General features: G+C 63.8%; 27 protein-coding genes and 1 pseudogene. 13 read left to right on the top strand and 15 right to left on the bottom strand.

Annotation, left to right across the window (positions count from 1 at the left end; all coding sequences use genetic code 11):
* Positions 1–85: 85 nt before the first annotated feature.
* The 6 genes from tsaD to NL532_RS04665 all read left to right on the top strand — a co-directional run bounded on the left by tsaD (position 86) and on the right by NL532_RS04665 (position 4,197).
* A complete protein-coding gene (gene tsaD / locus NL532_RS04690; protein WP_196813837.1) occupies positions 86–1,171 on the top strand; it encodes a tRNA (adenosine(37)-N6)-threonylcarbamoyltransferase complex transferase subunit TsaD in 1,086 nt (361 codons plus the stop codon).
* Complete coding sequence (locus NL532_RS04685; protein WP_023710204.1) at positions 1,168–2,184, top strand: NAD(P)H-dependent glycerol-3-phosphate dehydrogenase; 1,017 nt, start codon at positions 1,168–1,170, stop codon at positions 2,182–2,184. The genes tsaD and NL532_RS04685 overlap by 4 nt, the downstream gene beginning before the upstream one ends.
* A 24-nt stretch (positions 2,185–2,208) precedes the next feature.
* The gene (locus NL532_RS04680) at positions 2,209–2,505 is read left to right on the top strand and encodes a YciI-like protein (RefSeq protein WP_023687732.1); all 297 of its coding nucleotides are present in this window, start codon (positions 2,209–2,211) and stop codon (positions 2,503–2,505) included.
* 88 nt (positions 2,506–2,593) lie between these two features.
* Positions 2,594–3,019 carry an EVE domain-containing protein gene (locus NL532_RS04675; protein WP_023683904.1) on the top strand — a complete coding sequence of 142 codons (426 nt, stop codon included), beginning with the start codon at positions 2,594–2,596 and terminating at the stop codon, positions 3,017–3,019.
* Complete coding sequence (locus NL532_RS04670) at positions 2,974–3,672, top strand: class I SAM-dependent methyltransferase (RefSeq protein ID WP_023702382.1); 699 nt, start codon at positions 2,974–2,976, stop codon at positions 3,670–3,672. Before NL532_RS04675 ends, NL532_RS04670 begins: the two co-directional genes overlap by 46 nt.
* A 105-nt stretch (positions 3,673–3,777) precedes the next feature.
* Positions 3,778–4,197: a DUF1761 domain-containing protein gene (locus NL532_RS04665; RefSeq protein WP_023702381.1), complete on the top strand. Its 420-nt coding sequence runs from the start codon at positions 3,778–3,780 to the stop codon at positions 4,195–4,197.
* Between the two features lie 15 nt (positions 4,198–4,212).
* Here NL532_RS04665 and gcvA read toward each other — a convergent pair whose 3' ends face one another.
* Complete coding sequence (gene gcvA / locus NL532_RS04660) at positions 4,213–5,133, bottom strand: transcriptional regulator GcvA (RefSeq protein ID WP_023702380.1); 921 nt, start codon at positions 5,131–5,133, stop codon at positions 4,213–4,215.
* Positions 5,134–5,268: 135 nt separating this feature from the next.
* On the opposite strand from gcvA, the gene NL532_RS04655 reads away from it, so the two are divergent.
* The gene (locus NL532_RS04655) at positions 5,269–5,508 is read left to right on the top strand and encodes a hypothetical protein (RefSeq protein WP_023670491.1); all 240 of its coding nucleotides are present in this window, start codon (positions 5,269–5,271) and stop codon (positions 5,506–5,508) included.
* A 127-nt stretch (positions 5,509–5,635) separates the two neighbouring features.
* Here NL532_RS04655 and NL532_RS04650 read toward each other — a convergent pair whose 3' ends face one another.
* Complete coding sequence (locus tag NL532_RS04650) at positions 5,636–6,172, bottom strand: L,D-transpeptidase family protein (protein ID WP_196813612.1); 537 nt, start codon at positions 6,170–6,172, stop codon at positions 5,636–5,638.
* Positions 6,173–6,317: 145 nt separating this feature from the next.
* Between NL532_RS04650 and NL532_RS04645 the strand changes: the two genes are divergently transcribed.
* Positions 6,318–7,001 carry a response regulator transcription factor gene (locus NL532_RS04645; protein ID WP_023670493.1) on the top strand — a complete coding sequence of 228 codons (684 nt, stop codon included), beginning with the start codon at positions 6,318–6,320 and terminating at the stop codon, positions 6,999–7,001.
* Positions 7,002–7,178: 177 nt separating this feature from the next.
* Positions 7,179–7,634: a cyclic nucleotide-binding domain-containing protein gene (locus NL532_RS04640; protein ID WP_023670494.1), complete on the top strand. Its 456-nt coding sequence runs from the start codon at positions 7,179–7,181 to the stop codon at positions 7,632–7,634.
* A gap of 159 nt (positions 7,635–7,793) precedes the next feature.
* Here the strand turns inward: NL532_RS04640 and xth are convergent, their stop codons facing one another.
* From xth to tesB, 6 genes are all read right to left on the bottom strand, one after another.
* Positions 7,794–8,600, bottom strand: coding sequence for an exodeoxyribonuclease III (gene xth, locus NL532_RS04635; protein ID WP_023698380.1), 807 nt, complete (start codon positions 8,598–8,600; stop codon positions 7,794–7,796).
* Between the two features lie 198 nt (positions 8,601–8,798).
* The gene (locus tag NL532_RS04630; protein WP_023683897.1) at positions 8,799–9,479 is read right to left on the bottom strand and encodes an outer-membrane lipoprotein carrier protein LolA; all 681 of its coding nucleotides are present in this window, start codon (positions 9,477–9,479) and stop codon (positions 8,799–8,801) included.
* Between the two features lie 138 nt (positions 9,480–9,617).
* A complete protein-coding gene (locus NL532_RS04625; protein WP_023755625.1) occupies positions 9,618–12,287 on the bottom strand; it encodes a DNA translocase FtsK in 2,670 nt (889 codons plus the stop codon).
* 347 nt (positions 12,288–12,634) lie between these two features.
* Positions 12,635–14,083 (bottom strand): ammonium transporter, encoded by a 1,449-nt coding sequence (locus NL532_RS04620; protein ID WP_373420142.1) that lies wholly within the window; start codon positions 14,081–14,083, stop codon positions 12,635–12,637.
* A gap of 13 nt (positions 14,084–14,096) precedes the next feature.
* Positions 14,097–14,435 (bottom strand): P-II family nitrogen regulator, encoded by a 339-nt coding sequence (locus tag NL532_RS04615; RefSeq protein WP_023670499.1) that lies wholly within the window; start codon positions 14,433–14,435, stop codon positions 14,097–14,099.
* Between the two features lie 218 nt (positions 14,436–14,653).
* Positions 14,654–15,529, bottom strand: a complete 876-nt coding sequence (tesB, locus tag NL532_RS04610; protein WP_023755626.1) for an acyl-CoA thioesterase II — start codon at positions 15,527–15,529, stop codon at positions 14,654–14,656.
* 112 nt (positions 15,530–15,641) lie between these two features.
* On the opposite strand from tesB, the gene NL532_RS04605 reads away from it, so the two are divergent.
* The gene (locus NL532_RS04605; RefSeq protein WP_023756505.1) at positions 15,642–16,898 is read left to right on the top strand and encodes a ubiquinone biosynthesis hydroxylase; all 1,257 of its coding nucleotides are present in this window, start codon (positions 15,642–15,644) and stop codon (positions 16,896–16,898) included.
* A gap of 22 nt (positions 16,899–16,920) precedes the next feature.
* Here the strand turns inward: NL532_RS04605 and plsY are convergent, their stop codons facing one another.
* Together plsY and NL532_RS04595 are read right to left on the bottom strand one after the other, a co-directional pair.
* Complete coding sequence (plsY, locus tag NL532_RS04600) at positions 16,921–17,559, bottom strand: glycerol-3-phosphate 1-O-acyltransferase PlsY (protein WP_023670502.1); 639 nt, start codon at positions 17,557–17,559, stop codon at positions 16,921–16,923.
* 16 nt (positions 17,560–17,575) lie between these two features.
* Complete coding sequence (locus tag NL532_RS04595; RefSeq protein WP_023698376.1) at positions 17,576–18,106, bottom strand: hypothetical protein; 531 nt, start codon at positions 18,104–18,106, stop codon at positions 17,576–17,578.
* 197 nt (positions 18,107–18,303) lie between these two features.
* Between NL532_RS04595 and NL532_RS04590 the strand changes: the two are divergent.
* Positions 18,304–18,894, top strand: a pseudogene (locus tag NL532_RS04590) (FGGY-family carbohydrate kinase); the annotation flags it as partial.
* Positions 18,891–20,498, top strand: a complete 1,608-nt coding sequence (locus NL532_RS04585; protein ID WP_023828724.1) for a GMC family oxidoreductase — start codon at positions 18,891–18,893, stop codon at positions 20,496–20,498. The pseudogene NL532_RS04590 and the gene NL532_RS04585, both read left to right, overlap by 4 nt.
* A gap of 12 nt (positions 20,499–20,510) precedes the next feature.
* Here NL532_RS04585 and NL532_RS04580 read toward each other — a convergent pair whose 3' ends face one another.
* Both NL532_RS04580 and NL532_RS04575 read right to left on the bottom strand, forming a co-directional pair.
* Positions 20,511–20,867, bottom strand: a complete 357-nt coding sequence (locus NL532_RS04580; RefSeq protein ID WP_023698373.1) for a YciI family protein — start codon at positions 20,865–20,867, stop codon at positions 20,511–20,513.
* A complete protein-coding gene (locus tag NL532_RS04575) occupies positions 20,864–21,079 on the bottom strand; it encodes a hypothetical protein (RefSeq protein ID WP_023698372.1) in 216 nt (71 codons plus the stop codon). The genes NL532_RS04580 and NL532_RS04575 overlap by 4 nt, the downstream gene beginning before the upstream one ends.
* Before the next feature lie 219 nt (positions 21,080–21,298).
* On the opposite strand from NL532_RS04575, the gene NL532_RS04570 reads away from it, so the two are divergent.
* A complete protein-coding gene (locus NL532_RS04570) occupies positions 21,299–21,724 on the top strand; it encodes an OsmC family protein (RefSeq protein ID WP_023683888.1) in 426 nt (141 codons plus the stop codon).
* Between the two features lie 208 nt (positions 21,725–21,932).
* On the opposite strand, the gene NL532_RS04565 is transcribed toward NL532_RS04570, so the two are convergent.
* From NL532_RS04565 to sdhA, 3 genes are all read right to left on the bottom strand, one after another.
* Positions 21,933–22,562, bottom strand: a complete 630-nt coding sequence (locus NL532_RS04565) for a YceH family protein (protein WP_023752699.1) — start codon at positions 22,560–22,562, stop codon at positions 21,933–21,935.
* Positions 22,563–22,803: 241 nt separating this feature from the next.
* Positions 22,804–23,583, bottom strand: coding sequence for a succinate dehydrogenase iron-sulfur subunit (locus tag NL532_RS04560; protein ID WP_023670510.1), 780 nt, complete (start codon positions 23,581–23,583; stop codon positions 22,804–22,806).
* Positions 23,584–23,623: 40 nt separating this feature from the next.
* Positions 23,624–25,453, bottom strand: coding sequence for a succinate dehydrogenase flavoprotein subunit (gene sdhA, locus NL532_RS04555; protein WP_023828726.1), 1,830 nt, complete (start codon positions 25,451–25,453; stop codon positions 23,624–23,626).
* Position 25,454: the final 1 nt, after the last annotated feature.

The following is a 25,454-nucleotide window of genomic DNA, read 5'->3' as shown; positions in this document are numbered from 1 at the left end:
TAACCCCCGGCTGGCTTTGCGTTTCCGGCACTCCCTCTAACTAGGAAAGTCCGGCGACACAATCTCTGGAGACAGCGACGAATTGATCCGCGTTCTGGGCATTGAGACGAGTTGCGACGAGACCGCCGCCAGCGTGGTGACGCTGGAAGGCGATTCCGTGCCGGTGATTGCGTCCAACATCGTGCTCAGCCAGATCGAGGAGCACGCCGCCTTCGGCGGCGTCGTGCCGGAGATCGCCGCGCGCGCCCATGTCGAGGCGCTGGACGGCATTGTCGAGGCCGCTCTTGCGGATTCGGGCGTAGCCCTGGCCGACATCGACGCCATTGCCGCCACTGGCGGCCCCGGCCTGGTCGGCGGGCTGATCGTCGGCCTGATGACGGCCAAGGCGATTGCAGCGGCCGCCGGCAAGCCGCTGATCGCCATCAACCATCTCGAAGGCCACGCACTGACCGCAAGGCTGACCGACGGGCTCGACTTTCCCTATTTGCTGCTGCTGGTTTCCGGCGGCCACACCCAGATCGTCGCCGTGCGCGGCGTTGGCGACTACCAGCGCTGGGCGACGACCATCGACGACGCGCTCGGCGAAGCTTTCGACAAGACGGCCAAAATGCTCGGCCTGCCCTATCCCGGCGGCCCGAACGTCGAAAAGGCGGCAATGTCGGGCGATGCGACGCGCTTTGCCTTTCCGCGGCCGATGAGGGGCTCGGCGCAGCCCGATTTCTCCTTCTCCGGCCTCAAGACCGCCGTGCGCCAGGCGGCGACCGCCATCCAGCCGCTAAGCGAGCAGGATGTCGCCGACATCTGCGCCTCGTTCCAGGCGGCGGTAGCCGACGCACTTGGCGACCGCGTGGCCCGCGCGCTGGCCCGCTTCCGTGACGAATTTCCGGACAAGGCCGAGCCGGCGCTGGTCGTTGCCGGTGGCGTCGCCGCCAACAGAGCGATCAAGGCGACGCTGCAGAAGCAGTGCGCCGAGGCCGGCTTCGCCTTTGTCGCGCCGCCGCTGAAGCTTTGCACCGACAATGCGGCGATGATCGCCTGGGCCGGGATCGAGCGGTTGCGGGCAGGCTTGTCGCAAGAGAACGGCTTCGATTTCGTGCCGCGTTCGCGCTGGCCGCTGGACAGCATTTCGGCGCCGATGGTCGGCTCCGGCCGGCGTGGAGCGAAAGCATGAGCGCCGGCAAGACAAGCGGCAGGGACAAGACCGGCTGGCGCGTTGCCGTGCTTGGCGGCGGCGCCTGGGGCACGGCGCTGGCGCTGGCGATGCTGCGCGCCGGTCACGATGTCCGGCTCTACGCCCGCGACGAAGAGACGGTTTCCGCGATCCGCCGCGGCGAGAACCCGCGTTATCTCCCCGGCATCGCCATTGAAACAGGCATTGCGGCGACGAGCGATATCAGCACGGCCCTGACCGATGCCGATTGCGCGCTGGCCGTGGCGCCGGCGCAGGCGCTGCGCGCCATGCTGACGACGGCAAAGCCCCATATGCCGAAAGGCATCCCGCTGGTTCTCTGCGCCAAAGGCATCGAGCGCGACACCGGCGCGCTGCTGTCGGCGATCGTTGGTGAGATCCTGCCCGAAACTCCGGTTTCGGCCTTGTCCGGTCCGAGCTTTGCCGCCGATGTGGCCAGGGGTCTGCCGACCGCTGTCGTGGTTGCTTCCCCCGACGACGCCTTGGCGGCCGAGCTTGCCGCGCGCTTTTCGGCGCAGAATCTGCGCTGCTATTCCAGCGACGATTTGATCGGCGTCGAGATTGGTGGCGCTTTGAAGAATGTCTTCGCCATTGCCGCTGGCGCCGTCACCGGCGCTGGGCTCGGCGCCAGCGCGCAGGCCGCCATGGTGACACGCGGCTTCGTCGAACTGCGCCGCATCGGGGCATCCTTCGGCGCCAAGCCGGAGACGCTGATGGGGCTTTCCGGCCTCGGCGACCTTTTGCTCACCTGCTCTTCGGCCCAGTCGCGCAATTTCGCCTATGGGCTGGCGCTGGGGCAAGGCAAGCCCTTGGCCGGACTGCCGCTCGCCGAAGGCGTGCCGACGGCGGCGATCGCCGCCCGCATCGCCACCGAGCGCCACATCGACGCGCCGATCATCGCTGCGGTGTCGGCGATACTGGACGGCACGATCACCATTCGGCAGGCTGTGTCCGCGCTGATGACGCGACCCCTGAAAACCGAAACCGACCTCTGATCCCCAAACAAACCGGAGTTTAACATGCTGTTTGCGTTGATTTGCAAGGACAAGCCGGGCAGCCTGCAGGTGCGGGTCGATACGCGGCCGGTCCACGTCGCCTTTCTCGAACGCCTGAACGCCGACAACAAACTGGCCTTTGCCGGCCCGTTCCTCGACGCCGAGGGCAAGCCCAATGGCAGCCTCGTCGTCGTGGAAGCGCCCGACCTCGCCGGTGCGCAGGCGCTGTCGGCTGCCGACCCCTATGCCAAGGCCGGGCTGTTCGAAAGTGTCGAAATCCGCCAGTGGAACTGGACCTTCAACAAGCCGGCGGCTAGTTAGTTCCGGCGGCGCCTAGAGCGATCCCAGGAAAATTGTGTAACGGTTTTCCGTCCGGAATTGCGCAAAAAATAGTAGTTGGAGCAAAGACATGAACTACTGGCTGTTCAAATCCGAACCTTCGGTCTTCTCCTTCGAGGCGCTGAAGGCCAAGGGCAAGGCCGGCACGCAGTGGGACGGCGTGCGCAACTATGCAGCGCGCAACAACATGAAGGCGATGCAGATCGGCGATCTCGGCTTCTTCTATCACTCCAATGAAGGGCTGAACGTCGTCGGCATTGCCGAAGTCTGCGGGCTTGCCCATCCCGACAGCACCACCGACGATCCGCGCTGGGAATGCGTCGACATCCGCGCCTTCAAGGACGTGCCGAACCCGCCGACGCTGGAGCAGGTCAAGGCCAATCCGAAGCTTGCCGAGATGGCGCTGGTGCGGCTTGGACGGCTTTCCGTACAGCCGGTGACGCCGGCCGAATGGAAGGAAGTCTGCCGCATGGGCGGCCTGACGCCGGCTCCGTGACGGTCCTTACGCCGAACAGCGCGAAAAAGTTCATTCTCGACAACACGGCGCTTATGTCGCCGCCGCATGTGCCGGAGATTGTCCTCAATCTGGCCGACGAAGCGCATGACCTCTGGCAGCGCACGGAGAACGAGCTGATCGAAATCGGCCTGCCGCCACCGTTCTGGGCCTTTGCCTGGGCCGGCGGTCAGGGCCTTGCCCGCTACGTGCTGGACAATCCGTCGGATGTGCGGGGCAAACGCGTGCTCGACTTCGCCTCCGGCTCCGGCCTTGTCGCCATCGCCGCCGCCAAGGCGGGTGCGGCGCACGTGATCGCCGCCGACATCGACCCGTTCTGCGAAACGGCGATCCGCCTCAACGCAGAGGCCAATGGCGTTGCCATCGACTTTTGCGGCACGGACTGCATCGGCACCGACGCCGGCTGGGACGTGGTACTGGCGGGCGACGTCTTCTACGACAAATCCTTCGCCGACACGCTGATGCCGTGGTTTTCGACACTGAAGGCGCGCGGCGCTGACATCCTCGTCGGCGATCCGGGCCGCTCCTACATGCCGAAGGCGGGACTGGAGCCGCTCGCCGTCTACGAAGTGGCGGTGACGCGGGCGCTGGAGGACGCCCTTGTCAAGCGCACCACGGTGTGGCGCTTCGCTTGACGGCATTGCCGAACAGGCGTTCCATCGCGCATTGATTTGAAGAATACGCATGTCGTTATCCCAGAACCGTCAGGCTTTGGGCTGCATGCTTGAGGGGAGGACTTTATGGATTTTTCAGTGGTGAACTGGCTGGCGGTGGTTGTCGCGGCCGTCGCGGCGTGGCTGTTTGGCGCGGTCTGGTACACGGTCCTCAGCAAGCCTTGGATGAGGGCGGCCAGGATCGATCCGTCAACGTCAAAGAAATCAATATTGCCCTTCATCATCTCCTTCATCGCCGAGCTGATCATGGCGCTGGTCTTGGCCTTGGTCGTCGGCGCGATGACGGGCGGCGAGCCGGTCCTTGTCGCAGGGCTGGTCTTCGGCTTCGTCCTCTGGCTGGGTTTCGTCGCCACGACGCTGACGGCCAACCATAGCTATGAGAATTTCGGCTGGGACCTGACCCTGATCGACGGCGGCCACTGGCTCGGCGTGCTGTTGATCATCGGCGCGGTGATCGGCTGGTTCGGGACGCCGGTCGCCGGCTGAGGCCTGCAGAAGTCGTCAGGTCTGCGTCCTGGCGACTTCGTCGAGGATCCATTCGCGGAAAGCGATGATGCGCGGATCGTTGGCAGTGCTCTCGGGATAGACCAGGAAGTAGCCGAACTCCGGCCCCACGCGCAGACCGAGTTCAAAGGGCTGCACCAGCCTTCCCTGGGAAAGGTCGTTTGCCACCATGGCGAACTCGGCGAGCGCCACGGCATTGCCGTCGAGCGCCGCCTGCACGGCATCGGTAGAGGTTCCAAACACGATAGTCCGGCTGTCGTCGAAATCGTTGATGCCGGCCGCCGCCATCCACATGCGCCAGTTCGGCCATGTCACGCCTTGGCGCGACCATTCGATATGGGCAAGCGTGTGGTTGAAGAGGTCGCGCGGTTCGCGCAGCGACGGGCCGGAGGTCAGCAGGCTCGGGCTGCACACCGGAATGAGGATGTTGTCGAACAGGCGATGGGCGCGAAGCCCCGGATACTTGCCGACCCCGAACCGGATGCCGACATCGACGTCGTCGAGTTCGAAATCGCGCACTTCGTAGCCGATGTCGAATCTCAGCTCGATACTGGGCTGAAGTTTGCGAAAATCGTCGACGCGCCGCATCAGCCATTTTGACGCGAACTGCGCGTCGAGCGTTACCTTCAGCAATGCCGTGCCGCGCGTCAGCTTGCGCGCCCGCGACACCGCCCGGTTGAGCAGGTCGAGCGCATCGATCGAGGCCTCGAACAGCACCGTACCTGCCTCGGTCAACCGGATGGTACGACTGGTTCGCGTGAACAGCACCAGCCCGAGCTGATCCTCGATTTCCTTGATCTGGTGGCTGACCGCCGCCGGCGTCAGCCCGAGCTCGTCGGCAGCGCGGGTGAAATTGAGGTGGCGGGCGGCGGCTTCCAGAGTCCTCAGCGCGCGCGTTCCGGGCAACAGACGGGACATCAACTTATCCTCAAATAAAACTTGACGATCCGAAAAGAACTACTCGTTTCTCTCATGGATTTCAATGCGGCATGATGCATCCATCGAAACACCATCAAGCCGGATTTGATATCCGGCGGAACACGGGAGCGCATCATGTCCATCTTCGTTTTGAACTCGCCAGCAGCTCGCTCGAACTGGTTGCATGCCGTAACGGACTGGCTTCGCCAGGCGAAAGTCGCCATCAACCTGCCGCGCCAGGACGTGGAGGATCTGTCGGATCGCCAGTTGCGCGACGTCGGCGCGCAGCGCAAGGACGTGACGCGGGCCGTGGACCGGGAACTCGGCCGGCTTGGATTGCTGGACACTGGGTGGCAGAAGCCGAGAAGGCGTTAGGCAATGGTGAGTAGGGAGTAGTGAGTAGTGAGTAGTGAAGGATTGAAACGACGCCGAGACCATCCTACTCCCTACTCCCTACTCCCTACTCCCTACTCCCTACTCCCTACTCCCTACTCCCTACTCCCTACCTCACCACCCTCACCACCGTCCGGTCCGACACCAGCGGCAACAGCCGCGCCATTGTCCGCGCTGTCACCGCCACGCAGCCTTGCGTCGGCGTGAAGCCTGGGCGCGCCAGATGGAAGAAGATGGCGCTGCCGCGGCCGCGCCGGCGCGGCGCCATGTTCCAGTCGAGCACCAGGCAGGCGTCATAGAGGCGGTCGTCGCGCCGCATTCGCTCATGGCTGGCGCCATAGGGGATTTTCACCGGCCGGTTGTAGTTGCGGTCGTCCGGCACCTCGCACCAGCCGAGATCGGCGCCGATCGGCGCCATCGCCAGCCGGGTTTTGCGGCCGGCCGCGAAATGATCGCCCCGAAAATATCCTGACAAAATCCGCATCTCGCCAAGCGGCGTCGCACCGTCGCCTTCGCGCTTGTTGGCCGAGATGCCGCCGCGTCCGAGCGCACAGGCAAACACCTTGCTGCCGGCCTGCAATATCCCCTGGCTGGGGTTGCCCGGCCTCGCCCGAACCACCAGCACACGCAGCCCTTTCGGCAAAATTGCGCCGGCTGCATTGCGATCGCGTTTTTTCTTGTATGATCGTGTCACGGAACAAATCACTGTGATCGGACTGTTGCGCCGGTCAGCTTCCGCATAAATGGGGGGCGGTCAACTGAAAATTCTTTTCAAAACAATGGATTGATCCATGACATCACGTACCATTCTGATCGTTGACGACGATGACGACCTGCGCGGAACCCTCGTCGAGCAACTGGCCCTTTACGAAGAATTCGACGTCTTGCAGGAAGCGACCGCCGCCAAAGGCGTCGCCGCGGCGCGCGGCGGGCTCATCGACCTGCTCATCATGGATGTCGGGCTGCCGGACATGGATGGCCGCGAGGCGGTGAAGATCCTGCGCAAGGGCGGCTACAAGGCGCCGATCATCATGCTGACCGGCCACGATACCGATTCCGACACAATTCTGGGCCTCGAGGCCGGCGCCAACGACTATGTCACAAAGCCGTTCCGCTTCGCCGTGCTGCTCGCCCGCATACGCGCACAACTGCGCCAGCACGAGCAGAGCGAGGACGCCACCTTTTCGGTCGGGCCCTACACGTTCAAGCCCAGCCAGAAGCTTCTGATCGACCAGCGCGGCGGCAAGGTGCGGCTGACCGAGAAGGAAGCCTCGATCATCAAATATCTCTATCGAGCCGACCAGAAGGTGGTGACGCGCGACGTCCTGCTCGAGGAAGTGTGGGGCTACAATTCCGGCGTCACCACGCACACGCTGGAAACTCACGTCTACCGGCTGCGCCAGAAGATCGAGCGCGATCCTTCCAATGCTGAAATTCTTGTGACAGAAAGCGGCGGCTACAAGCTGGTTCCTTAAACTTTTCATTGTTCAATAAGCGGTCGGGGCGGGACTGTTTCGGGGAGGATCCGGCTGGGGGAGCCTGGATCGGCCCGCTGCGCAGATTGAAGTGTTAGAGCGTCCTTTGCGCGTCCAATTGGACACGCGGCGCTCTAAGGGAGGGATTGGACTGACCGTTCGGGGACGCAGCTAGAGATGGCGCTGGATGACGACATCCGCATCCTGTCCGCCGTGAAGCTCTTTGAGGGTTTCACGCAGGAACAGCTGCGCCTGCTCGCCTTCGGCGCCGAAGCCACCCATCTGCAGGCCGACCGCAAGCTGTACCGCGAGGATGACGAAGCCGACTCAGCCTATATCGTGGTCAGTGGCCGCATCGTGCTCTACCGCGAGCATGACGGCGACCGCATCCCGATCGGCACCGCCGGCCCCGGCACGATCCTCAGCGAACTGGCGCTGATCGCCGACTCAAGACGGCTGACCAGCGCCTCAGCCGAGACCGATTCGGAAGTGATAAGGTTGAGCCGCAAGATGTTTCGCCGCATCCTGGAGGAATATCCCGAAGTGGCGGTGAAACTGCACCAGCGAATCCTTGATGATTTTCAGGCCATGATCGCCCGCATCGAGAAGTTGGCCCCAAGGTTTGGCGGGTAGGTCCCCGCGACCGCGCTCACGCTTGGGTGTGTCGAGATTCAGGTCAGGCCGAGTCGAAAATGGCTGATACCCAGAACCGGAGCGGAGCGTACTCAAAGTACGCACCGGAAGCGCAGGTATCGGCCATTGCAGGCCGGCCTCACCTGAATATCGGCACGCCTAATCCAGGTCGAACCGGGCAATCACCGGCACATGGTCCGAGGGCCGCTCCCAGCCACGCGCCTCTCGCAGGATCTCATAGCCGGCAAAGCTCGGCACCAGGTTCGGTGACGACCAGACATGGTCGAGCCGGCGGCCGCGGTTCGAGGCTTCCCAGTCCCGCGCGCGATAGCTCCACCAGGTGTAGAGCTTCTGCTCTGGCGGCACGTCGAGCCGCATCAGGTCGACCCAGTCGCCGGCGATCCGCATCGCGTCGAAATTTTGCGTCTCGACCGGCGTGTGGCTGACGACGTTGAGCAATTGCTTGTGCGACCAGACATCGTGCTCCTGCGGCGCGATGTTGAGGTCGCCGACCAGGATCGAAGCCGACACCTCGTCATGCGCGGCGTGGATGGCGTTCATCTCGGCAACGAAATCGAGCTTGTGGCGGAACTTGCGGTTGATCTCCGGATCGGGCTCGTCGCCGCCGGCCGGCACGTAGAAATTGTGGACCAGGATTGCCTTGCCGCCGGCCTGCACCTTGACCGACAGATGCCGGCTGTCATCGATCTCGCAGAAGCGCCGTTTCTCGACAATCTCGATCGGCCGCCGCGCCACCGTCGCAACGCCGTGATAGCCCTTCTGGCCATGGAATGCGATGTGCTCGTAGCCGGCCTTGCGGAACGCCTTTTCCGGAAACAGCTCGTCGGGAACCTTCGTCTCCTGCAGGCAAAGCACATCGGGCGCCTGCTCCGTCAGCAGCCGCTCGACGATCGGCATGCGCAGGCGCACGGAATTGATGTTCCAGGTGGCGATGGAGAAGGGCATGCGGCGATCCGAACAAGGTCGCCGATCTACTGCCAGCCGAGCGCTACAAACACAAGCCAGCCTTTGCGGGCGGCGGCCCTGATTCAGGTCAGGCCGAGTCGAAAATGGTGGTCTCAGAGAACCGGAGCGGAGCGTACTTAAACCACGTGAGCGCCGGAAGCGCAGGAGATCGCCATTTGCAGGCCGGCCTGACCGGATCTAGCGGTGGTTGGTGTTCAGCTCGCGGTTCGCCGTATAGTCGATGGCGAACGTATCCGCAGGGAAGCTGACGCCTTCCTTGGTGTTGTAGATCATCACCGTGGTGTCCTTGCCCTGCGCGTCGGTGATGGTCCACTGGCGCAGATCATAGGATTTCGGATCGAACATCATGGTGATCTTCGAATTGCCGAACACCGACTTGTCGGCAAGCTGGATGGTGGTGAGGTCGCTCTCTTCCTTGATCGATTTGACGCGGCCGCCCGAGAGGTCGATCTTGGTGTCGAGCAACAGCTTCAGCGGCGTCTTCGACAACGGATAGAGATCGGACGTTTTCAGCCGCTTGTTGAGGATGACCACCGACTTGCCGTCGGAAATCACCCGGAAATTCGACTTGCCGTCATAGTTGAAGCGAATCTTGCCTGGCCGCTCAAGGAAGAACTTGCCGCCGGTCTGCTGGTTGTTGGGGCCGAACTGGACGAACTCGCCGCTCATCGATTTGACCGAGGAGAAATGGTCGGCGATCTTTTGCGCCGTCGGCGGCACTGCCGCCTGCGCCGAGGCCAAGAGCTGGAACCCCGGCACGACGTTGATGGCCGCGGCGCCGGCAAGCATCAGGCCAAGGCCGAGCAACTGGCGACGGTTTGGAGCGAAATCGCTGATCGCGGAAAGATCGTTTTTCATGCCGGTCACTCTCGTGTGGTGTGTGTCTCGTTGCAGTCCGTGGACCCCCAGTTAGACTTAAGTTTGGCGGACCGGACAGCGCTCAGTCGCTGTAACGCGCCAAAAGGTTCAAGGTTGCCGCCGGGCCGTATCGGCTGATCAGAACTTGTCGTCCTCGGTCGGCACCAGGATTTCGCGTTTGCCGGCATGGTTGGCCGGGCCGACAATGCCTTCCTTCTCCATCTTCTCGATGATCGAGGCGGCGCGGTTGTAGCCGATGCCGAGCCGGCGCTGGATATAGCTGGTCGACGCCTTGCCGTCGCGCAGCACGACCGAGACCGCCTGGTCGTAGGGATCGTCGGAATCCTCGAAATTGCTGTTGCCGCCACCGCCAGCGCCGCCCTTGCCCGACGGCTCGTCATCGTCCTCGCCGTCATCCTCGGTGATGGCGTCGAGATATTCGGGCACGCCCTGCAGCTTCAGATGGGCGACGATCTTCTCGACCTCGTCGTCGGCGACGAACGGGCCGTGCACGCGCTGGATGCGGCCGCCGCCGGCCATGTACAGCATGTCGCCCATGCCGAGCAGCTGCTCGGCGCCCTGCTCGCCCAGAATGGTGCGGCTGTCGATCTTCGACGTCACCTGGAAGGAGATACGGGTCGGGAAATTGGCCTTGATGGTGCCGGTGATGACGTCGACCGACGGACGCTGCGTCGCCATGATGACATGGATGCCGGCCGCGCGCGCCATTTGTGCCAGGCGCTGCACCGCGCCTTCGATGTCCTTGCCGGCGACCATCATCAAATCGGCCATCTCGTCGATGATGACCACTATGTAGGGCATTGGCTCGAGATCGAGGTTCTCGGTCTCGTAGATCGCCTCGCCGGTCTGGCGGTCGAAGCCGGTCTGCACGGTGCGCGAGATTTTTTCGCCCTTCTTTTCAGCCAACTGCACGCGCGCGTTGAAGCCGTCGATGTTGCGCACGCCGACCTTGGACATCTTGCGGTAGCGGTCCTCCATCTCGCGCACGGTCCATTTCAACGCCACCACCGCCTTCTTCGGGTCGGTGACCACCGGCGTCAGAAGGTGCGGGATGCCGTCATAGACCGAAAGTTCCAGCATCTTCGGGTCGATCATGATCAGCCGGCAGTCCTGCGGCGTCAGCTTGTAGAGCAGCGACAGGATCATGGTGTTGATGGCGACGGACTTGCCGGAGCCGGTGGTGCCGGCGACCAGCACATGCGGCATCTTGGCGATGTCGACGATCACCGCCTCGCCATTGATGGTCTTGCCCAGCGCCAGCGCCAGCTTGGACTTGGTCGTCTCGAAATCGCGGCTGGCCAGGATCTCCCGGAGATAGACGGTCTCGCGCTTGGCATTCGGCAATTCGATGCCGATGGCGTTGCGGCCGGGCACCACGGCGACGCGGCAGGCAATGGCGCTCATCGAGCGGGCGATGTCGTCGGACAGGCCGATGACGCGCGACGATTTGATGCCGGGCGCCGGCTCCAACTCATAGAGCGTGACCACCGGGCCGGGCCGTACCGCGATAATCTCGCCCTTGACGCCGAAATCCTCCAGAACGCCTTCGAGCAGGCGCGCATTCTGCTCCAGCGCGTCCTTGGACAGGCTGGCGTCGCGCACCACGTTCTTCGGCTCCGACAGGAAATGCAGCGACGGCATTTCGAATGTTTCCGAGCCGATCAGCGAGGTCTGCGCCTCGCGCTGGACGCGCGCGCCGGGAGCGGGACGCGGCGCAGGTGCGGCGACGCGGGTCGCCGCATCTGACCGGAAGTTTTGCACCTTGGCGTTCGGCGCGGCACGGCGCGGGACCGGCTCGTCGTCGAGTTCGACCTCCTCGTCGCCATTGTCGAAACCGGCATCGAGGACGTCGTCATCGTCCGGATCGACGGAAACGCTGCGGTCATTGACCATGGCGGCGAAGAATTCCGGCTCGACGCGGGCGCGGCCATCCGGGCTCATCCGCGCTTCGGCGAATTCCGCCGATTCGACCCGTTCGGCGGCGCGGCGCCATGCGGTGGAGCGCTGCTCCATCTCCGGCTTGAACTCGTCGCGCTCCTGCTGGCGGCGCACAGCCCGGCGATGCATCCAGGCGCGGAAAGACAGCCACCAGTGGGTAACGGCGCCGAGCGCCAGTATCCCCTCGTCGCCCTCGTCCTCGTCTTCGTCGAAGAGCAGGTCGTCCTCTCGGGGATCGGGCTCCGCGGTGCGCTCCATGACGGCAAAGCCGTTCTTGCGCGCAATCAGCGCCGAGCCATAGGCAAACAGCCACAGCGCCGGCGCAATGAGCACCATGGCAATGACGCTGGCAACGATGCCGGTCGGGTAGCCGCCAATGACCAGGCCCGGAATATTGAGCACCATGTCGCCGAACACGCCGCCGAGGCCGGTCGGCAACGGCCACGTCTTGGGCGGCACCACGCAGCCGGCCATCGCCGCCGCGAGCAGCGCGAAGCCGAACCAGGCAAGGCCGCGCTTCGGCAGCCTGTCGACGCCGCGCGCCGAAAACAGGAGAAAGCCCCAGATCACCGCCGGCACCAGGGCGGCGACCGCGGCAAGGCCGAAGAACTGCATGGCGAGGTCGGAGAATACCGCGCCCGCATAGCCCATGGCGTTGGTGACGATGTTGTCGGTGGCGTGCGAGAAGCTGGGATCGGCGACGTTCCAGGTCGCCAGCGCCGCGACGCCAAAGGCGACCAGCGCAAACAGGCCGGCGCCGACCAGCCGCCCGACCTGGCGCCGCGCGAATGCCTGGATGCCGTGCCCCGTATCGGTCAGCGCGAGCGGTGCTGAAGCCCCTGAACGCATGCTTCGTTCCCCGTCTGTCATGGACTGGCCGGGCGCATGACGCACTCCGGCAGATTCGGATGTCAGACTATCGGGGGGAAGGTTAAGGCCGCATTAACTATACGGCAGCCGGTGCCACGATCTTGCTCACTCCACTGTAGGCAGTCTCAACAGTTCGGAACCAATCCGGTCGACGTCTCCCCGCCGGCGGCCATCATAGAACGTGATTGCGCGGGGACCGAGGCCTGCCAGCACGGTTGCCAAAAAAGAGAGGCCCGGAATAACCCGGGCCTCAAAGCGTGAACTCCTTTCGGGAGCGTCACGACGGGATGGGAGAATGCGGGGCGGCCGAAGCCGCCCCGCGGTGCTTACGAGTGGTAGGCCGCTTCGCCATGCGAAGTCAGGTCGAGGCCTTCGCGCTCGGCGTCGGCTGTCGGACGCAGACCGATGATCAAGTCGACGACCTTGTAGAGGATTGCGCTGCCGATGCCCGACCACAGCAGGGTTACCAGGACGCCTTTGCCCTGTGCCAGGAGCTGCGTGGCCGTGCCGGCATAGCCGGCGGCGAAGTCGGCCGTCGAATAGTCGACGATGCCGGCGCCGCCGAGGGCGGGATTGACCAGAATGCCAGTGCCGAGCGCACCGATGATGCCACCGACGCAGTGGACGCCGAAGACATCGAGGCTGTCATCATAGTCGAACGTGTTCTTCACCACCGAGACGAAGAAGTAGCAGACGAAGGTGGCGACGATGCCAAGCACGATAGCGCCCATCGGGCCGGCAAAACCTGCAGCCGGCGTAATCGCGACGAGGCCGGTGACCGCGCCCGAAACAGCGCCGAGCATGGAGGCTTTGCCGCGCAGCAGCGATTCAAGCACGATCCAGGCCACTGCCGCCGCCGCCGTGGCGACGAAGGTGTTGATCATCGCCAGCACCGCATAGGCGTTTGCTTCGAGGTTCGAACCGGCGTTGAAGCCGAACCAGCCGACCCACAGCAATGAAGCGCCGACCATGGTCAGCGTCATCGAGTGCGGCGCCATGATGTCCTTCTTGTAGCCGATGCGCTTGCCGATCATCAGCGCGCCGACGAGACCGGCAATGCCCGCATTGATGTGAACGACCGTGCCGCCGGCGAAGTCGATGGCGCCGAAGCTGAAGATCAGGCCGGACGGGTCGGCATAGGCGCTCGGGCCGCCCCAGAACCAGACCATGTGCGCGATCGGGAAGTAGATTAACGTCACCCATAGGATAACGAAAAGGATCAAGGCGGAGAATTTGACGCGTTCGGCGAATGCGCCGACGATCAGGGCGGGCGTGATGCAGGCGAAGGTCATCTGGAAGACGACGAACACCAGTTCAGGAATGGCGACGCCCTTGCTGAAGGTTTCCGAAAGCGTCGATACGTTGACGCCGGAGAGAAACATCTTCGAAAGGCCGCCGACGAAGGCGTTGCCCGGGGTGAAGGCGAGGCTGTAGCCGTAGAAGACCCAGATGATCATGACCACGCTGGTGATGGTGAAGACCTGCATCAGCACCGACAGCATGTTCTTGGTACGAACCAGGCCGCCGTAGAAAAGCGCAAGGCCGGGAATGGTCATCAACAGCACCAGCACGGTGGAAATCATCATCCACGTGGTGTCGCCCTTGTCGACGGTAAAAGCCGGCGCTGCTGGCGCTGCCGCCGCGACGGCGGGAGCCGCCTCCTGCGCGAAGGCAGCAACCGTGCCCAATGCTCCGAGCGCTAAGGAGCCCAGCAGCGCGGAGCGCGCCACTGACTTCAAGGTGGAAGGTATATTCATTGAACTCTCCATTGGAATACGTGTTCGCCGCTCAAAGTGCGTCGGTGTCTGTTTCGCCGGTACGGATGCGCACCGCCTGATCGATGCCGAAGACGAAGATCTTGCCGTCGCCGATCTGGCCGGTCTTGGCCGCCGCCGTGATGGCTTCGACGGCCTTGTCGACCAGGTCTGTGCTAACCGCGACTTCGATCTTGATTTTCGGCAGGAAACTGACCGCGTATTCCGCCCCGCGATAGATTTCCGTGTGTCCCTTCTGACGCCCGTAGCCTTTGACTTCGGTGACGGTCAGGCCCTGGATGCCGACGGCGGTGAGCGCTTCGCGCACCTCGTCGAGCTTGAACGGCTTGATGATTGCCATCACGATTTTCATAAGGTTTCACCCTTTGCTGTTGCGGTCCCCCGCGTTTGCACACCTTCACCGATCCCAAAAAGCCCGGAGAGTGCCCAACAGGATTCAAGCTCCGTGCCAGTTGCCGAAGCAGGGTGTTAACTCATTGTAAACAAACGGATCGCTCGAGTCCCGGCGCCACGGTGCGCACTGTCAACGGACAGTCACTGATTAAAAAGTAGGCAATTTTTCGAAAATGCCTATCCCGCAGGCGGCCGCTTCAGCCGGATCAGGCCTTCTTGGGCAACCGAGGCGATCAGCGTGCCGTCGCGGGCAAACAGCGAGCCGCGGGTGAAGCCGCGCGACCCCTGCGTCGAGGGGCTGTCCTGCGTGTACAGGATCCAGTCATCGAGCGGATGGCTGCGATGGAACCACATCGCATGGTCGAGGCTCGCCGCCTGGATGTCGCGGTCGAAAATGGCGCGGCCGTGCGCAAAGGTCGAGGTGTCGAGCAGCGTCATGTCGGAGAGGTAGGCAAGCACCGCCGCCTGGATGCCGCGGTCGGCCGGCACCGGGCCGGTGGTGCGGATCCAGATGTTCTGCTGCGGCTCCAGCTTTTCGCGGCTGGTGTAATGCTTCAGCATCACCGGCTTCATCTCGATCGGCCGGTCACGCTCCCAATAGCGCTTGATGCCGTCCGGCACCGCCTCGCCGAACTTGCCCAGCAATTCGCGCTGCGACAACAGGCTGTCGGGCGGCGGCACGTCGCGCGGCATCGGCAGCTGATGCTCAAGGCCAACCTCATCCTGCTGGAACGAGGCTTCCAGCGAAAAGATCGCCTGGCCGTGCTGGATCGCCACCACGCGCCGCGTGGTGAAGGAGCCGCCATCGCGGATGCGGTCGACCTCGTAGACGATCGGCACCTTGGTGTCGCCGGGCCGCATGAAATAGCCGTGCAGCGAATGCACGTGGCGCTCGGGCTCGACGGTGCGCTGCGCGGCGACCAGCGCCTGGGCAATGGTCTGGCCGCCGAAAACGCGCTGCCAGTCGAGCTTGGGGCTGCGACCACGGTACAGATTGTGTTCCAGCTGCTCGAGGTCGAGAATGCTGAGAAGCTCGTCCATGGCCGCCGTCATGCTTCGTGACCTCGCCGTAAGATGCTATGGCGGTTTCCGACAGGAATGGCGGGCAGTCAAGGCCGGAATGCCCCAGTGGGCGGGGATGGTCGAGACTTCGAAAGGAATTGACATGGCGAACCGCAACACGGACGCAAAAAACCCGCTCGACGTGCTGGTCGCTGGCGCCGGCTATGTCGGCCTCGCCGCCGCCGTGTCGCTGAAACAGGCGCGGCCGGGCCTCGCCGTGGCGGTCGTTGATGCTGCCCCCGCCGGCGTCTGGCAGAAGGACCGCCGCGCCTCGGCGATCGCCGCCGCCGCCTGCCGCATGCTCGACCAGCTCGGCGTCTGGCAGGAAATCGTCGGGCAATCGCAGGCGATCACCGAGATGATCGTCACCGATTCGCGCACCGCCGATCCGGTGCGTCCGGTGTTTCTCACCTTCGATGGCGAGGTCGCGCCGGGCGAACCGTTCGCCCACATGGTCGCCAACAAGGACCTGAACGGCGCCTTGCGCCGCCGCGCGCAAAAGCTCGGCATCGACATCATCGAAGGTGTCGCGGTCGCATCGTTCGACGGCAATGGCGCCGGCATCACCGTGCATCTGGCCGACGGCGCGGCGATTGAGGCGCGGCTGCTGGTCGCCGCCGACGGCGTCAATTCCAAATTGCGCGACATGGCCGGCATCAAGACGGTGAAATGGGAATATGGCCAGTCCGGCATCGTCTGCACGGTGGCGCATGAGCGCCCGCACAATGGCCGCGCCGAAGAGCATTTTCTGCCGGCCGGCCCGTTTGCAACGCTGCCGCTCAAGCCCACCGAGGACGGCACCAACCGTTCGTCGCTGGTCTGGGTCGAACGTTCCGAGGATGCCGAAAAGCTGGTCTCGGGCGACGACCTCGTCTTCGAGCAGGAGCTTGAATTGCGCTTCGGCCTGAAGCTCGGCGAAATCCGCCTCACCGACAAGCCGCGCGCCTGGCCGCTCGGCCTGACCATCGCGCGCGCCTTTGTCGCCCCGCGCGTAGCACTTGCCGGCGACGCCGCGCACGGCATCCACCCGATCGCCGGCCAGGGCCTCAATCTCGGCTTCAAGGATGTGGCGGCCCTTGCTGAAGTGGTGGTCGAGGCCGATCGCTTGGGACAGGATATCGGCGCGCTCGACGTGCTCGAGCGCTACCAGCAATGGCGCCGCTTCGACACGGTGCAGATGGGCGTCACCACAGATGTGCTGAACCGGCTGTTTTCCAACGACATCGGCCCGCTGCGCCAGCTCCGCGACATAGGCCTCGGCCTTGTCGAACGGATGCCCAGGCTGAAGGAGTTCTTCATCCGCCAGGCGTCGGGGTTGTCCAACGGCACACCACGGCTGCTCAAGGGTGAGGCGATTTAGGCCGGGAATGAGTGCCGCTTTGTCATAGACGCGGCTCGGCTCCTGACATCAGCCGCGCAATGTTGGCGCGGTGGCGCACGATCACGTAGATGCCGCCGGCGATGACCAGCAACCGGTAGGGCAATGGTTGTTCCATGCCGCCGACGAGGGCGATCGCGGTGAGCGCCGCCAGCATCGAACTCAGGGACACAATTCGGGAAACTGCCAACACCACGGCAAATGCCGTCGCCGCGCCTAGACCCACAGGCCAGGACATCGCCAACAAAACACCCAACCCCGTCGCAGCCGATTTGCCGCCGGTGAAATTCAGCCAGATCGAACGGCTATGCCCAAGCAAAACAGCGAGTCCGGCCAAGCATACAACCCAAGGAGCCCAAACGGGCATATCAGATATTGCCGACGGCGGCGTTGCGGAAGACCAGAAACAAAACCAACGGGCAAAGATGACCGCTGCCGCCCCTTTCAGCACGTCCACCAGAAGCACCACCAATGCTGGCCATTTCCCGAGTGTGCGCAATACATTTGTCGCACCGGTGGACTTGGAGCCGTGCTCCCGGATATCGATGCCCTTAAGCAGTTTCCCCGCCAGATAGCCGGCAGGCGTAGAGCCGATAAGGTAAGCGGCAGCCGATCCTACCACGCTCGCTATCCAGAATGACATGCGCCCGGGCTGTTTCTCAGTTGACCTCAAACCCCAGCTTCTGCCGCAGTCGCAGCATGCGTTGGTCGGCGACCTTGAAACTCTGCTCGCCGCTCTTGGCAACACGATCCAGCATCTGCAGCAGGTCTTCGCGCTCATGCGGATCGAGGCGCTCGCGCAGGAAGGGCGCCAGCTTGTCGATGACGATCGTCGTGTCGTCGATCTGCGCCGCGGCCCATTTGGCGTAGACGACGGCTTCATCGGTCTTCTTCTGGTTGTCCGCAATCTGCGAGATCACCTCGCGGATAACCGTTTCGCGCTTCGGCAGGATCGGACCATGCTCCGCCGCGATTGCCATGATCAGCGTTGCTGCCGCCACCACCGGATCGTCGATCGCCGTCAGCGGCGACAGCGCCGCCTGCTTGCGCAGCTTCTTGCGCCTTATGTTGCCCTGGACGCGGCCGACGACGTCGGCGACCTCGCGCGCGGCTTCGTTCATAGCCTTCATGCGATACCACCAGAACGCCCCGGCTCCCAGCACGCCGAGAATAGCAATCAGGAAAGGCATGTCGAATTCCCCCGAAAATTGCGGCGACGATAGGAGAACTCCGGCGTTGCTTCAACACGCAAGAATTGTATCTGATGAGAAAACAGAGCTGGCCCCCTAATCATCCAGACGCCGAGATCGGGCGTCCTGGGTTCAGGTCGCTCGTCACGGGCACTAATGATGCAACCGCTTAGCGATAACGCTGACTTCGCATCGAGCGCGGTGCCCATTATGACGATCCGTTCGGCCACTGCAACGCGGCTGTCGGCGCGGTGACGCCAACCTGGGACGATCCGATGTTCCACCCGTTTCTCTACGGGTCGGGACAAGGGGCGGAGTTCCGCGCCGGCTTCTACGGCCTCGCCGGCTGGCACGGGGAAGGCCATTTGTTGCGCGCATTGTTCGAGGGCGTGATGTTCGAGCACCGGCGCCACATCGATGTTCTGAAGGACGCCGGTGTCAGCTTCGACAAAGCGGTCCTGTCCGGCGGCGGTTCGCGCAGCGAGCACTGGCCGCAGATCTTCGCCGACGGGCTTGGCGTGCCGATCACCGTCCCTGAAGCACGCGAGACCGGCGCACTTGGTGCGGCGATCGGCGCCGGGGTCGCGGCCGGCCTGTTCGCCGACTATGAGGCCGGCGTCGACGCCATGACCCGGTCAAGCGCCGCCTACCGTCCGAACCCGGCCATGCAGGACCATTACAACAGGCGTTATCGCGCCTATTGCGGCCTTGCCGATACGCTGCGATCGTTCTGGGCCGAACACGCCGCAGAACCGAGTAGAACACCGCCGAGTAAACCACCGCAATGACCCAACGGCTCGATGGCGACTACGACTACATCATTGTCGGCGCAGGCACCGCCGGCTGCGTGCTGGCCAATCGCCTGAGCGAAAACCCGGCGACGCGCGTGCTGCTGCTCGAGGCCGGCGGCAGCGACAATTATCACTGGGTGCATATCCCGGTCGGCTATCTCTATTGCATCGGCAATCCGCGCACCGACTGGATGATGAAGACTGCCCCCGAAGCCGGCCTGAACGGCCGCTCGCTGGTCTATCCCCGCGGCAAGGTGCTGGGCGGCTGCACCTCGGTCAACGGCATGATCTACATGCGCGGCCAGGCGGCGGACTACGATGGCTGGCGGCAGATGGGCAATGTCGGCTGGGGCTGGGACGATGTGCTGCCCTACTTCCTCAAATCCGAGGACCATCATGGCGGCAAGACCGAGCTGCATGGCTCCCGCGGCGAATGGAAAGTGGCGCGGCAACGCCTGTCGTGGCCGATCCTGAACACCGTGCAGGAGGCGGCCAAGGAATTCGGCATCATGCCGTGCGAGGATTTTAACGACGGCGACAATGAGGGGTCCGGCTTCTTCGAAGTCAACCAGAGCAAGGGCGTGCGCTGGAACACAGCCAAGGCATTCTTGCGCCCGGCGCTGCGGCGGCCGAACCTCAGGCTGGTCGTCAACGCGCATGTCGAGACGGTGTTGTTCGAGGGCAAGCGTGCTATCGGCGTTTGTTATCGCGTCGGCGGCCAAACCATCGAGGCAAAGGCCAGGAGCGAGGTGCTGCTGACCGCCGGCTCGATCAACACGCCGAAACTGCTGGAGCTTTCCGGGGTCGGCGAGCCGGATCGCCTCGCCGCGCTCGGCATCGATGTGGTTCACGCCAGCCCCGATGTCGGCGAGAACCTTCAGGACCATCTGCAGATCCGCACTGTCTACAAAGTGTCGTCGGCGCTGACGCTCAACACGCTAGCCAACAGCCTGAGCGGCAAGGCGAAGATCGCGCTGCAATATGCCTTTGGCCGCTCGGGACCGATGTCGATGGCGCCGAGCCAGTTCGGCATGTTCTCGAAATCCGATCCGTCGATGGCGACGCCGGACCTGGAGTACCACGTCCAGCCCTTGTCTACCGACCGGCTGGGCGACCCGCTGCACCCGTTCCCGGCAATCACCATGTCGGTCTGCAATCTGCGGCCCGAGAGCGTCGGCTCGGTGCACGCTACGACGCGCGAGCTGGCCGTGCAGCCGGAGATCCGGCTGAACTACCTCTCTACGGCGCGCGACCGCGAGATCGCGCTGCGTTCGGTGCGCCAGGCGCGCAGCATCATGACCGCCAAGGCTCTTGCCGGCTTCCATCCGGAAGAAATCCTGCCTGGTCTCGCCCACCAGTCGGACGAGGACCTGCTGCACCAGATCGGCTCGATCGCCACGACCATCTTCCACCCGGTCGGCACCTGCCGGATGGGCATCGATGACCGCGCCGTCGTCAGCCCGGACCTGCGCGTGACCGGTATCGAGGGGCTGCGGATCATCGACGCGTCGATCATGCCGCGCATCGTCTCCGGCAACACCGCCTCGCCAGTGGTGATGATCGCCGAGAAGGCGGCGGATATGATCCGCCGGCCTGCATGACGTCACCGCCGCCTATGACCCCGGCACGTCGTAGATCGCCCTGACTTCGACGGTGCCGATTTCAGCCAGCGGAATTTTGCCGGCGATCTCCAGCGCCTTGTCGAGAGTGTCGGCTTCGATCATGACGAAACCAAGCAACTGCTCCTTGGTTTCGGCAAACGGACCGTCAGTGATCAGCCGCTTGCCTTGGCGCCGCCGCACCGTCTTCGACGTCTTCACCGATTGCAGCGCCTGCGCGATGATCAGCTTGCCTTGCTGGTCCAATGACCGGTCATAGGCCATCGAATCGGCGTCGAGCTTGGCCAGACGCTCAGGCGTCATGGCATGGAGGTCCTTTTCCTCGCCGTAGACCAGACAGACATATTTCATTTCCAGCTCCCTTGCTGTGACGAACCATAGGTGATCACGGCGCCGGCGGCATCCTTGCCGGCAGCAGCGTGGTCGAGCACGCAGACCGCAATGCCGATCACGGCGACCGCAGCAAGCAGCCGGCCGAAGCCGGAAGGTCGCGAGCACTCGATCTCGTGTAGACGCGCGCTTTTGTCGGCGTCGTTCCAATGGGCAGAAAACAGATTGTTCATCTTGGATCTCCATCCGCCACGAGAATCCGTGGACGCTCGCAGGACGGCCGGCGCCGATGCAAGTCGACATTTTTGCACGCACATTTTTTCAGAAAAATTTGCAGGGCACGCCGGCGTCGCATCCGGCCGAAACAGCGCGGTGGTCTTCCCCTGCCGCCGCGCTATAGTTGGAGGGAACGCCGCGTGGCCGGCGCTGTCGCTGTAATCAAGGAGAATTCTATGGACCGTACCGCAAACGCCGTCTGGAAAGGCAATCTGAAGGAGGGCACGGGCACGCTCGACAGCCAGAGCGGCACTTTGAAAGGCACGCCCTATTCGTTCAAGGCTCGCTTCGAGGACGAGAGCGGCAAATCCGGCACCAATCCCGAAGAGTTAATCGCCGCGGCACACGCCGGATGCTACGCCATGCAGCTGTCGCATTTCCTGGCCGAGAACGGCACGCCCGCCACCGAGCTCGACGCCAAGGCGGTGGTGACGCTGGTCCCCGGCACCGGCATCACCGGCAGCGCCATCACCCTGGTCGGCAAGGTGCCAGGAATCGATGCGGCGAAGTTCAAGGAACTGGCCGAGAAGGCCAAGGCGGAGTGCCCGGTTTCGAAGGCGCTGGGGGCCATCGCAGTGTCGCTCGACGCGAAGCTGGGGTGATCCGCCGATTTTGCCCGGGGTAGCGATTCTTCGCGCCCCCTCTGCCCTGCCGGGCATCTCCCGGGGAGATTGGAAGCTCGGTAGCTGGCACTCTTCTTTCGACGTTCGTAATTGGCGAAGGCTGGCGTGACATCTGATCTCCCCACTTGAGGGGAGATGGCCGGCAGGCCAGAGGGGGGTGCTGTCCCGCCGACGTCTCGGATAACTATTAGGCGCCCAGCGCATCAAGCCGGGCGCGAAGGGCTGCGACTTCCTGCTCCAGAGCCTCCAATCTTGCTTCCAGGTCGGAAGCAGGCAAGGCCGGCACACTCCGCTGCATCGATAACGCCGCGACGTCCACCGGTCCTGCGAGCAGATGCATAAAACGGTCCTCGCGCTGCCCCGGCCCGCGCGGTATTTCCTGGACGAGCGGTGGGCGGCGGCCGATCAGCATGTCGAGTTCAGCGCGCAGGTCTTCGATCGACGAAACCCGCGCCATGCGCTCAGCTCGCGCCAGCAGCTCATGCACCGTCTGCGGACCGCGCAGCAAAAGCAGGCCGATCACCGCGGTCTGCGGCCTCGTCAGCGAGAAGCGCTGCGCCATCTGATGCTCATAGCGCTCGACGCGCGAGCCGAACATCTGCCGCACCAGCCCCTTCTGCTCGAGCAACTTCAGCGTCCGATGCACCTCTGTCGGCTCGAGCGCCATGACAGGCTCGCGCGCCGTCTTCTGGTTGGCGGCTGCAAGTGCTGCATTCAGCGTCAGCGGATAGACATCCGGCGTCAGCTCCTTCTTCTCGATCAGGCAGCCGAGCACACGGGCTTCGACGGGATTGAGGATTGGAAGCTCTTCGCTCATTGGGTTGAGTATCCTTTCTAGCGCCGGCGAGACAGCGCCCACCTCTCTGTCCTACCGGATATCTCCCCACGCGGGGGGAGATCGGCAGCTTCGCCGACAGCGCGCCATCCTTCAACCTTGGAGATTGGCGAAAGCCGCGATGACGGCCAGTCTCCCCACCCGTGGGGGAGATGTCCGGCAGGACAGAGGGGCGCGCGAAGGATCGCCGCGTTCGAGATTGCCGCGAGCGAACTCGCCTCAACTAAACCCGCCGCTCCACCATCATCTTCTTGATCTCGGCAATCGCCTTGGCCGGGTTGAGCCCCTTCGGGCAGGTCTGGGCGCAGTTCATGATGGTGTGGCAGCGGTAGAGCCGGAACGGGTCTTCGAGATCGTCGAGCCGTTCGCCCGTGGCTTCGTCGCGGCTGTCGATCAGCCAGCGATAGGCCTGCAGCAACGTCGCCGGGCCGAGATAGCGGTCGCCGTTCCACCAATAGCTCGGGCACGAGGTCGAGCAGCAGGCGCACAGGATGCACTCGTAGAGCCCGTCGAGCTTTTCGCGATCCTCATGGCTCTGCAGCCATTCCTTGGCCGGCTCTGGCGACACTGTCTTCAGCCATGGCTGGATCGAGGCGTGCTGGGCGTAGAAATTGGTGAGGTCGGGCACCAGATCCTTGACCACCTGCATATGCGGCAGCGGGTAGACCTTGACGGCGCCGGAAATGTCGTCGCAGCCCTTGGTGCAGGCCAGCGTGTTGGAGCCATCGATGTTCATGGCGCAGGAGCCGCAAATGCCTTCGCGGCATGAGCGGCGCAAGGCAAGCGTCGGATCGATCTTGTTCTTGATCCAGAGCAGCGCATCGAGCACCATCGGCCCACAATCGTCCATGTCGACGAAATAGGTGTCGATGCGCGGGTTCTCGTCATCGTCGGGCGACCAGCGGTAGATGCGGTATTCCCGCAGGTTGGTGGCGCCCTCCGGCTTCGGCCAGGTCTTGCCCGGCTGCACCTTGGAGTTCTTGGGAAGCGTGAGTTCGACCATTACCTCAGGTCCTTTCGGATGACGAGCTTCGGCACCATGGTCAGTACACCCTGGCCTTGGGCGCGATCTTGGCGAGGCTGATGCCGCCGTCCTTTTCCGCCACCAACGGTTCGGTGTGCACCGGACGATAGCTGAGGCTCACCTGGCCGTCCTCGCTTAGCCGGGCCAGCGTATGCTTGCGCCAGATAGTGTCGTCGCGGGCCGAGAAATCTTCGCGCGCATGCGCGCCGCGGCTCTCCTTGCGCGCCTCGGCGCCGTAGACCGTGGTGATGGCGTTGGCCATCAGATTTTCCAGCTCCAGCGTCTCGACCAGATCGGAATTCCAGATCGTCGAACGGTCGGAGACTTTCAGGTCCTTGAGCTCGGTCCATATCTGCGAAATGCGCTTGCAGCCGTTTTCGAGTGACTCCTGTGTGCGGAACACGGCCGCGTCTTCCTGCATCGCCTTCTGCATTTTCTCACGCAGAACGGCGGTTGGCGTCGACCCATTGGCGTGGCGCAGCCGGTCGAAGCGATCCATGATCTTTTCGACCGAGGCTTCGTTGGGCGAAGGGATCGCCGAATTACGGTCGATGACCTGGCCGGCGCGGATTGCGGCGGCGCGGCCGAACACCACCAGATCGATCAACGAGTTCGAGCCCAGCCGGTTGGCGCCGTGCACGGAGGCACAGCCGGCCTCGCCGACCGCCATCAGCCCGGGTGACACCCGGTCAGGATTCTCGACCGTCGGGTTCAGCACCTCGCCCCAGTAATTGGTCGGCACGCCGCCCATATTGTAGTGCACCGTCGGCAGCACCGGGATCGGCTCCTTGGTCAGGTCGACGCCGGCGAAAATCCTGGCCGATTCCGAAATGCCCGGCAGCCGCTCATGCAGCACGGCCGGATCGAGATGATCGAGATGCAGGAAAATATGGTCCTTGTTCTTGCCGACCCCGCGGCCTTCGCGGATCTCCAGCGTCATGCAACGCGAGACGACGTCGCGCGAGGCCAGGTCCTTGGCCGACGGCGCGTAGCGTTCCATGAAGCGCTCGCCCTCGGAATTGACGAGATAGCCGCCCTCGCCGCGCGCGCCTTCGGTGATCAGGCAGCCGGCGCCATAGATGCCGGTCGGATGAAACTGCACGAACTCCATATCCTGCAGCGGGAAGCCGGCCCGTGCCGCCATGCCGCCGCCGTCGCCTGTACAGGTGTGCGCCGACGTCGCCGAGAAATAGGCGCGGCCATATCCGCCGGTCGCCAGCACCACCATCTTGGCGGAGAAGCGATGGATGGTGCCGTCGTCGAGGTTCCAGGCGACGACGCCGGTGCAGGTGCCGTCCGGTTCCATGATCAGGTCGAGCGCAAAATACTCGATGAAGAACTGTGCATTGTTCTTCAGCGACTGGCCGTAGAGCGTGTGCAGGATGGCGTGACCGGTGCGGTCGGCGGCAGCACAGGTGCGCTGCACCGGCGGGCCGTCGCCATAATTCATCATGTGTCCGCCGAACGGCCGCTGGTAGATCTTGCCCTCTTCGGTGCGCGAGAACGGCACGCCGTAATGCTCGAGCTCGTAGACCGCCGCCGGTGCCTCGCGCACCAGATATTCCATGGCGTCGACGTCGCCCAGCCAGTCCGAACCCTTGACGGTGTCGTACATGTGCCACTGCCAGGAGTCCGGACCCATGTTGGACAGCGACGCGGCAATGCCGCCTTGTGCCGCCACCGTGTGCGAGCGGGTCGGGAACACTTTGGTGATGCAGGCCGTGCGCAGGCCCTGCTCGGCCATGCCGAGCGTGGCGCGCAGGCCGGCGCCGCCGGCGCCGACGACCACCACGTCGAACTTGTGGTCGACAAAGGTATAGCCGGTGGCCGATTTCGCGTCCTTGGACAAA

The organism is Mesorhizobium sp. C120A (genome assembly GCF_030323105.1).
Classification (GTDB): Bacteria; Pseudomonadota; Alphaproteobacteria; order Rhizobiales; family Rhizobiaceae; genus Mesorhizobium.
Note: the sequence above shows the minus strand (reverse complement) of the source record. Positions and strands in the feature narration are given on the sequence as shown.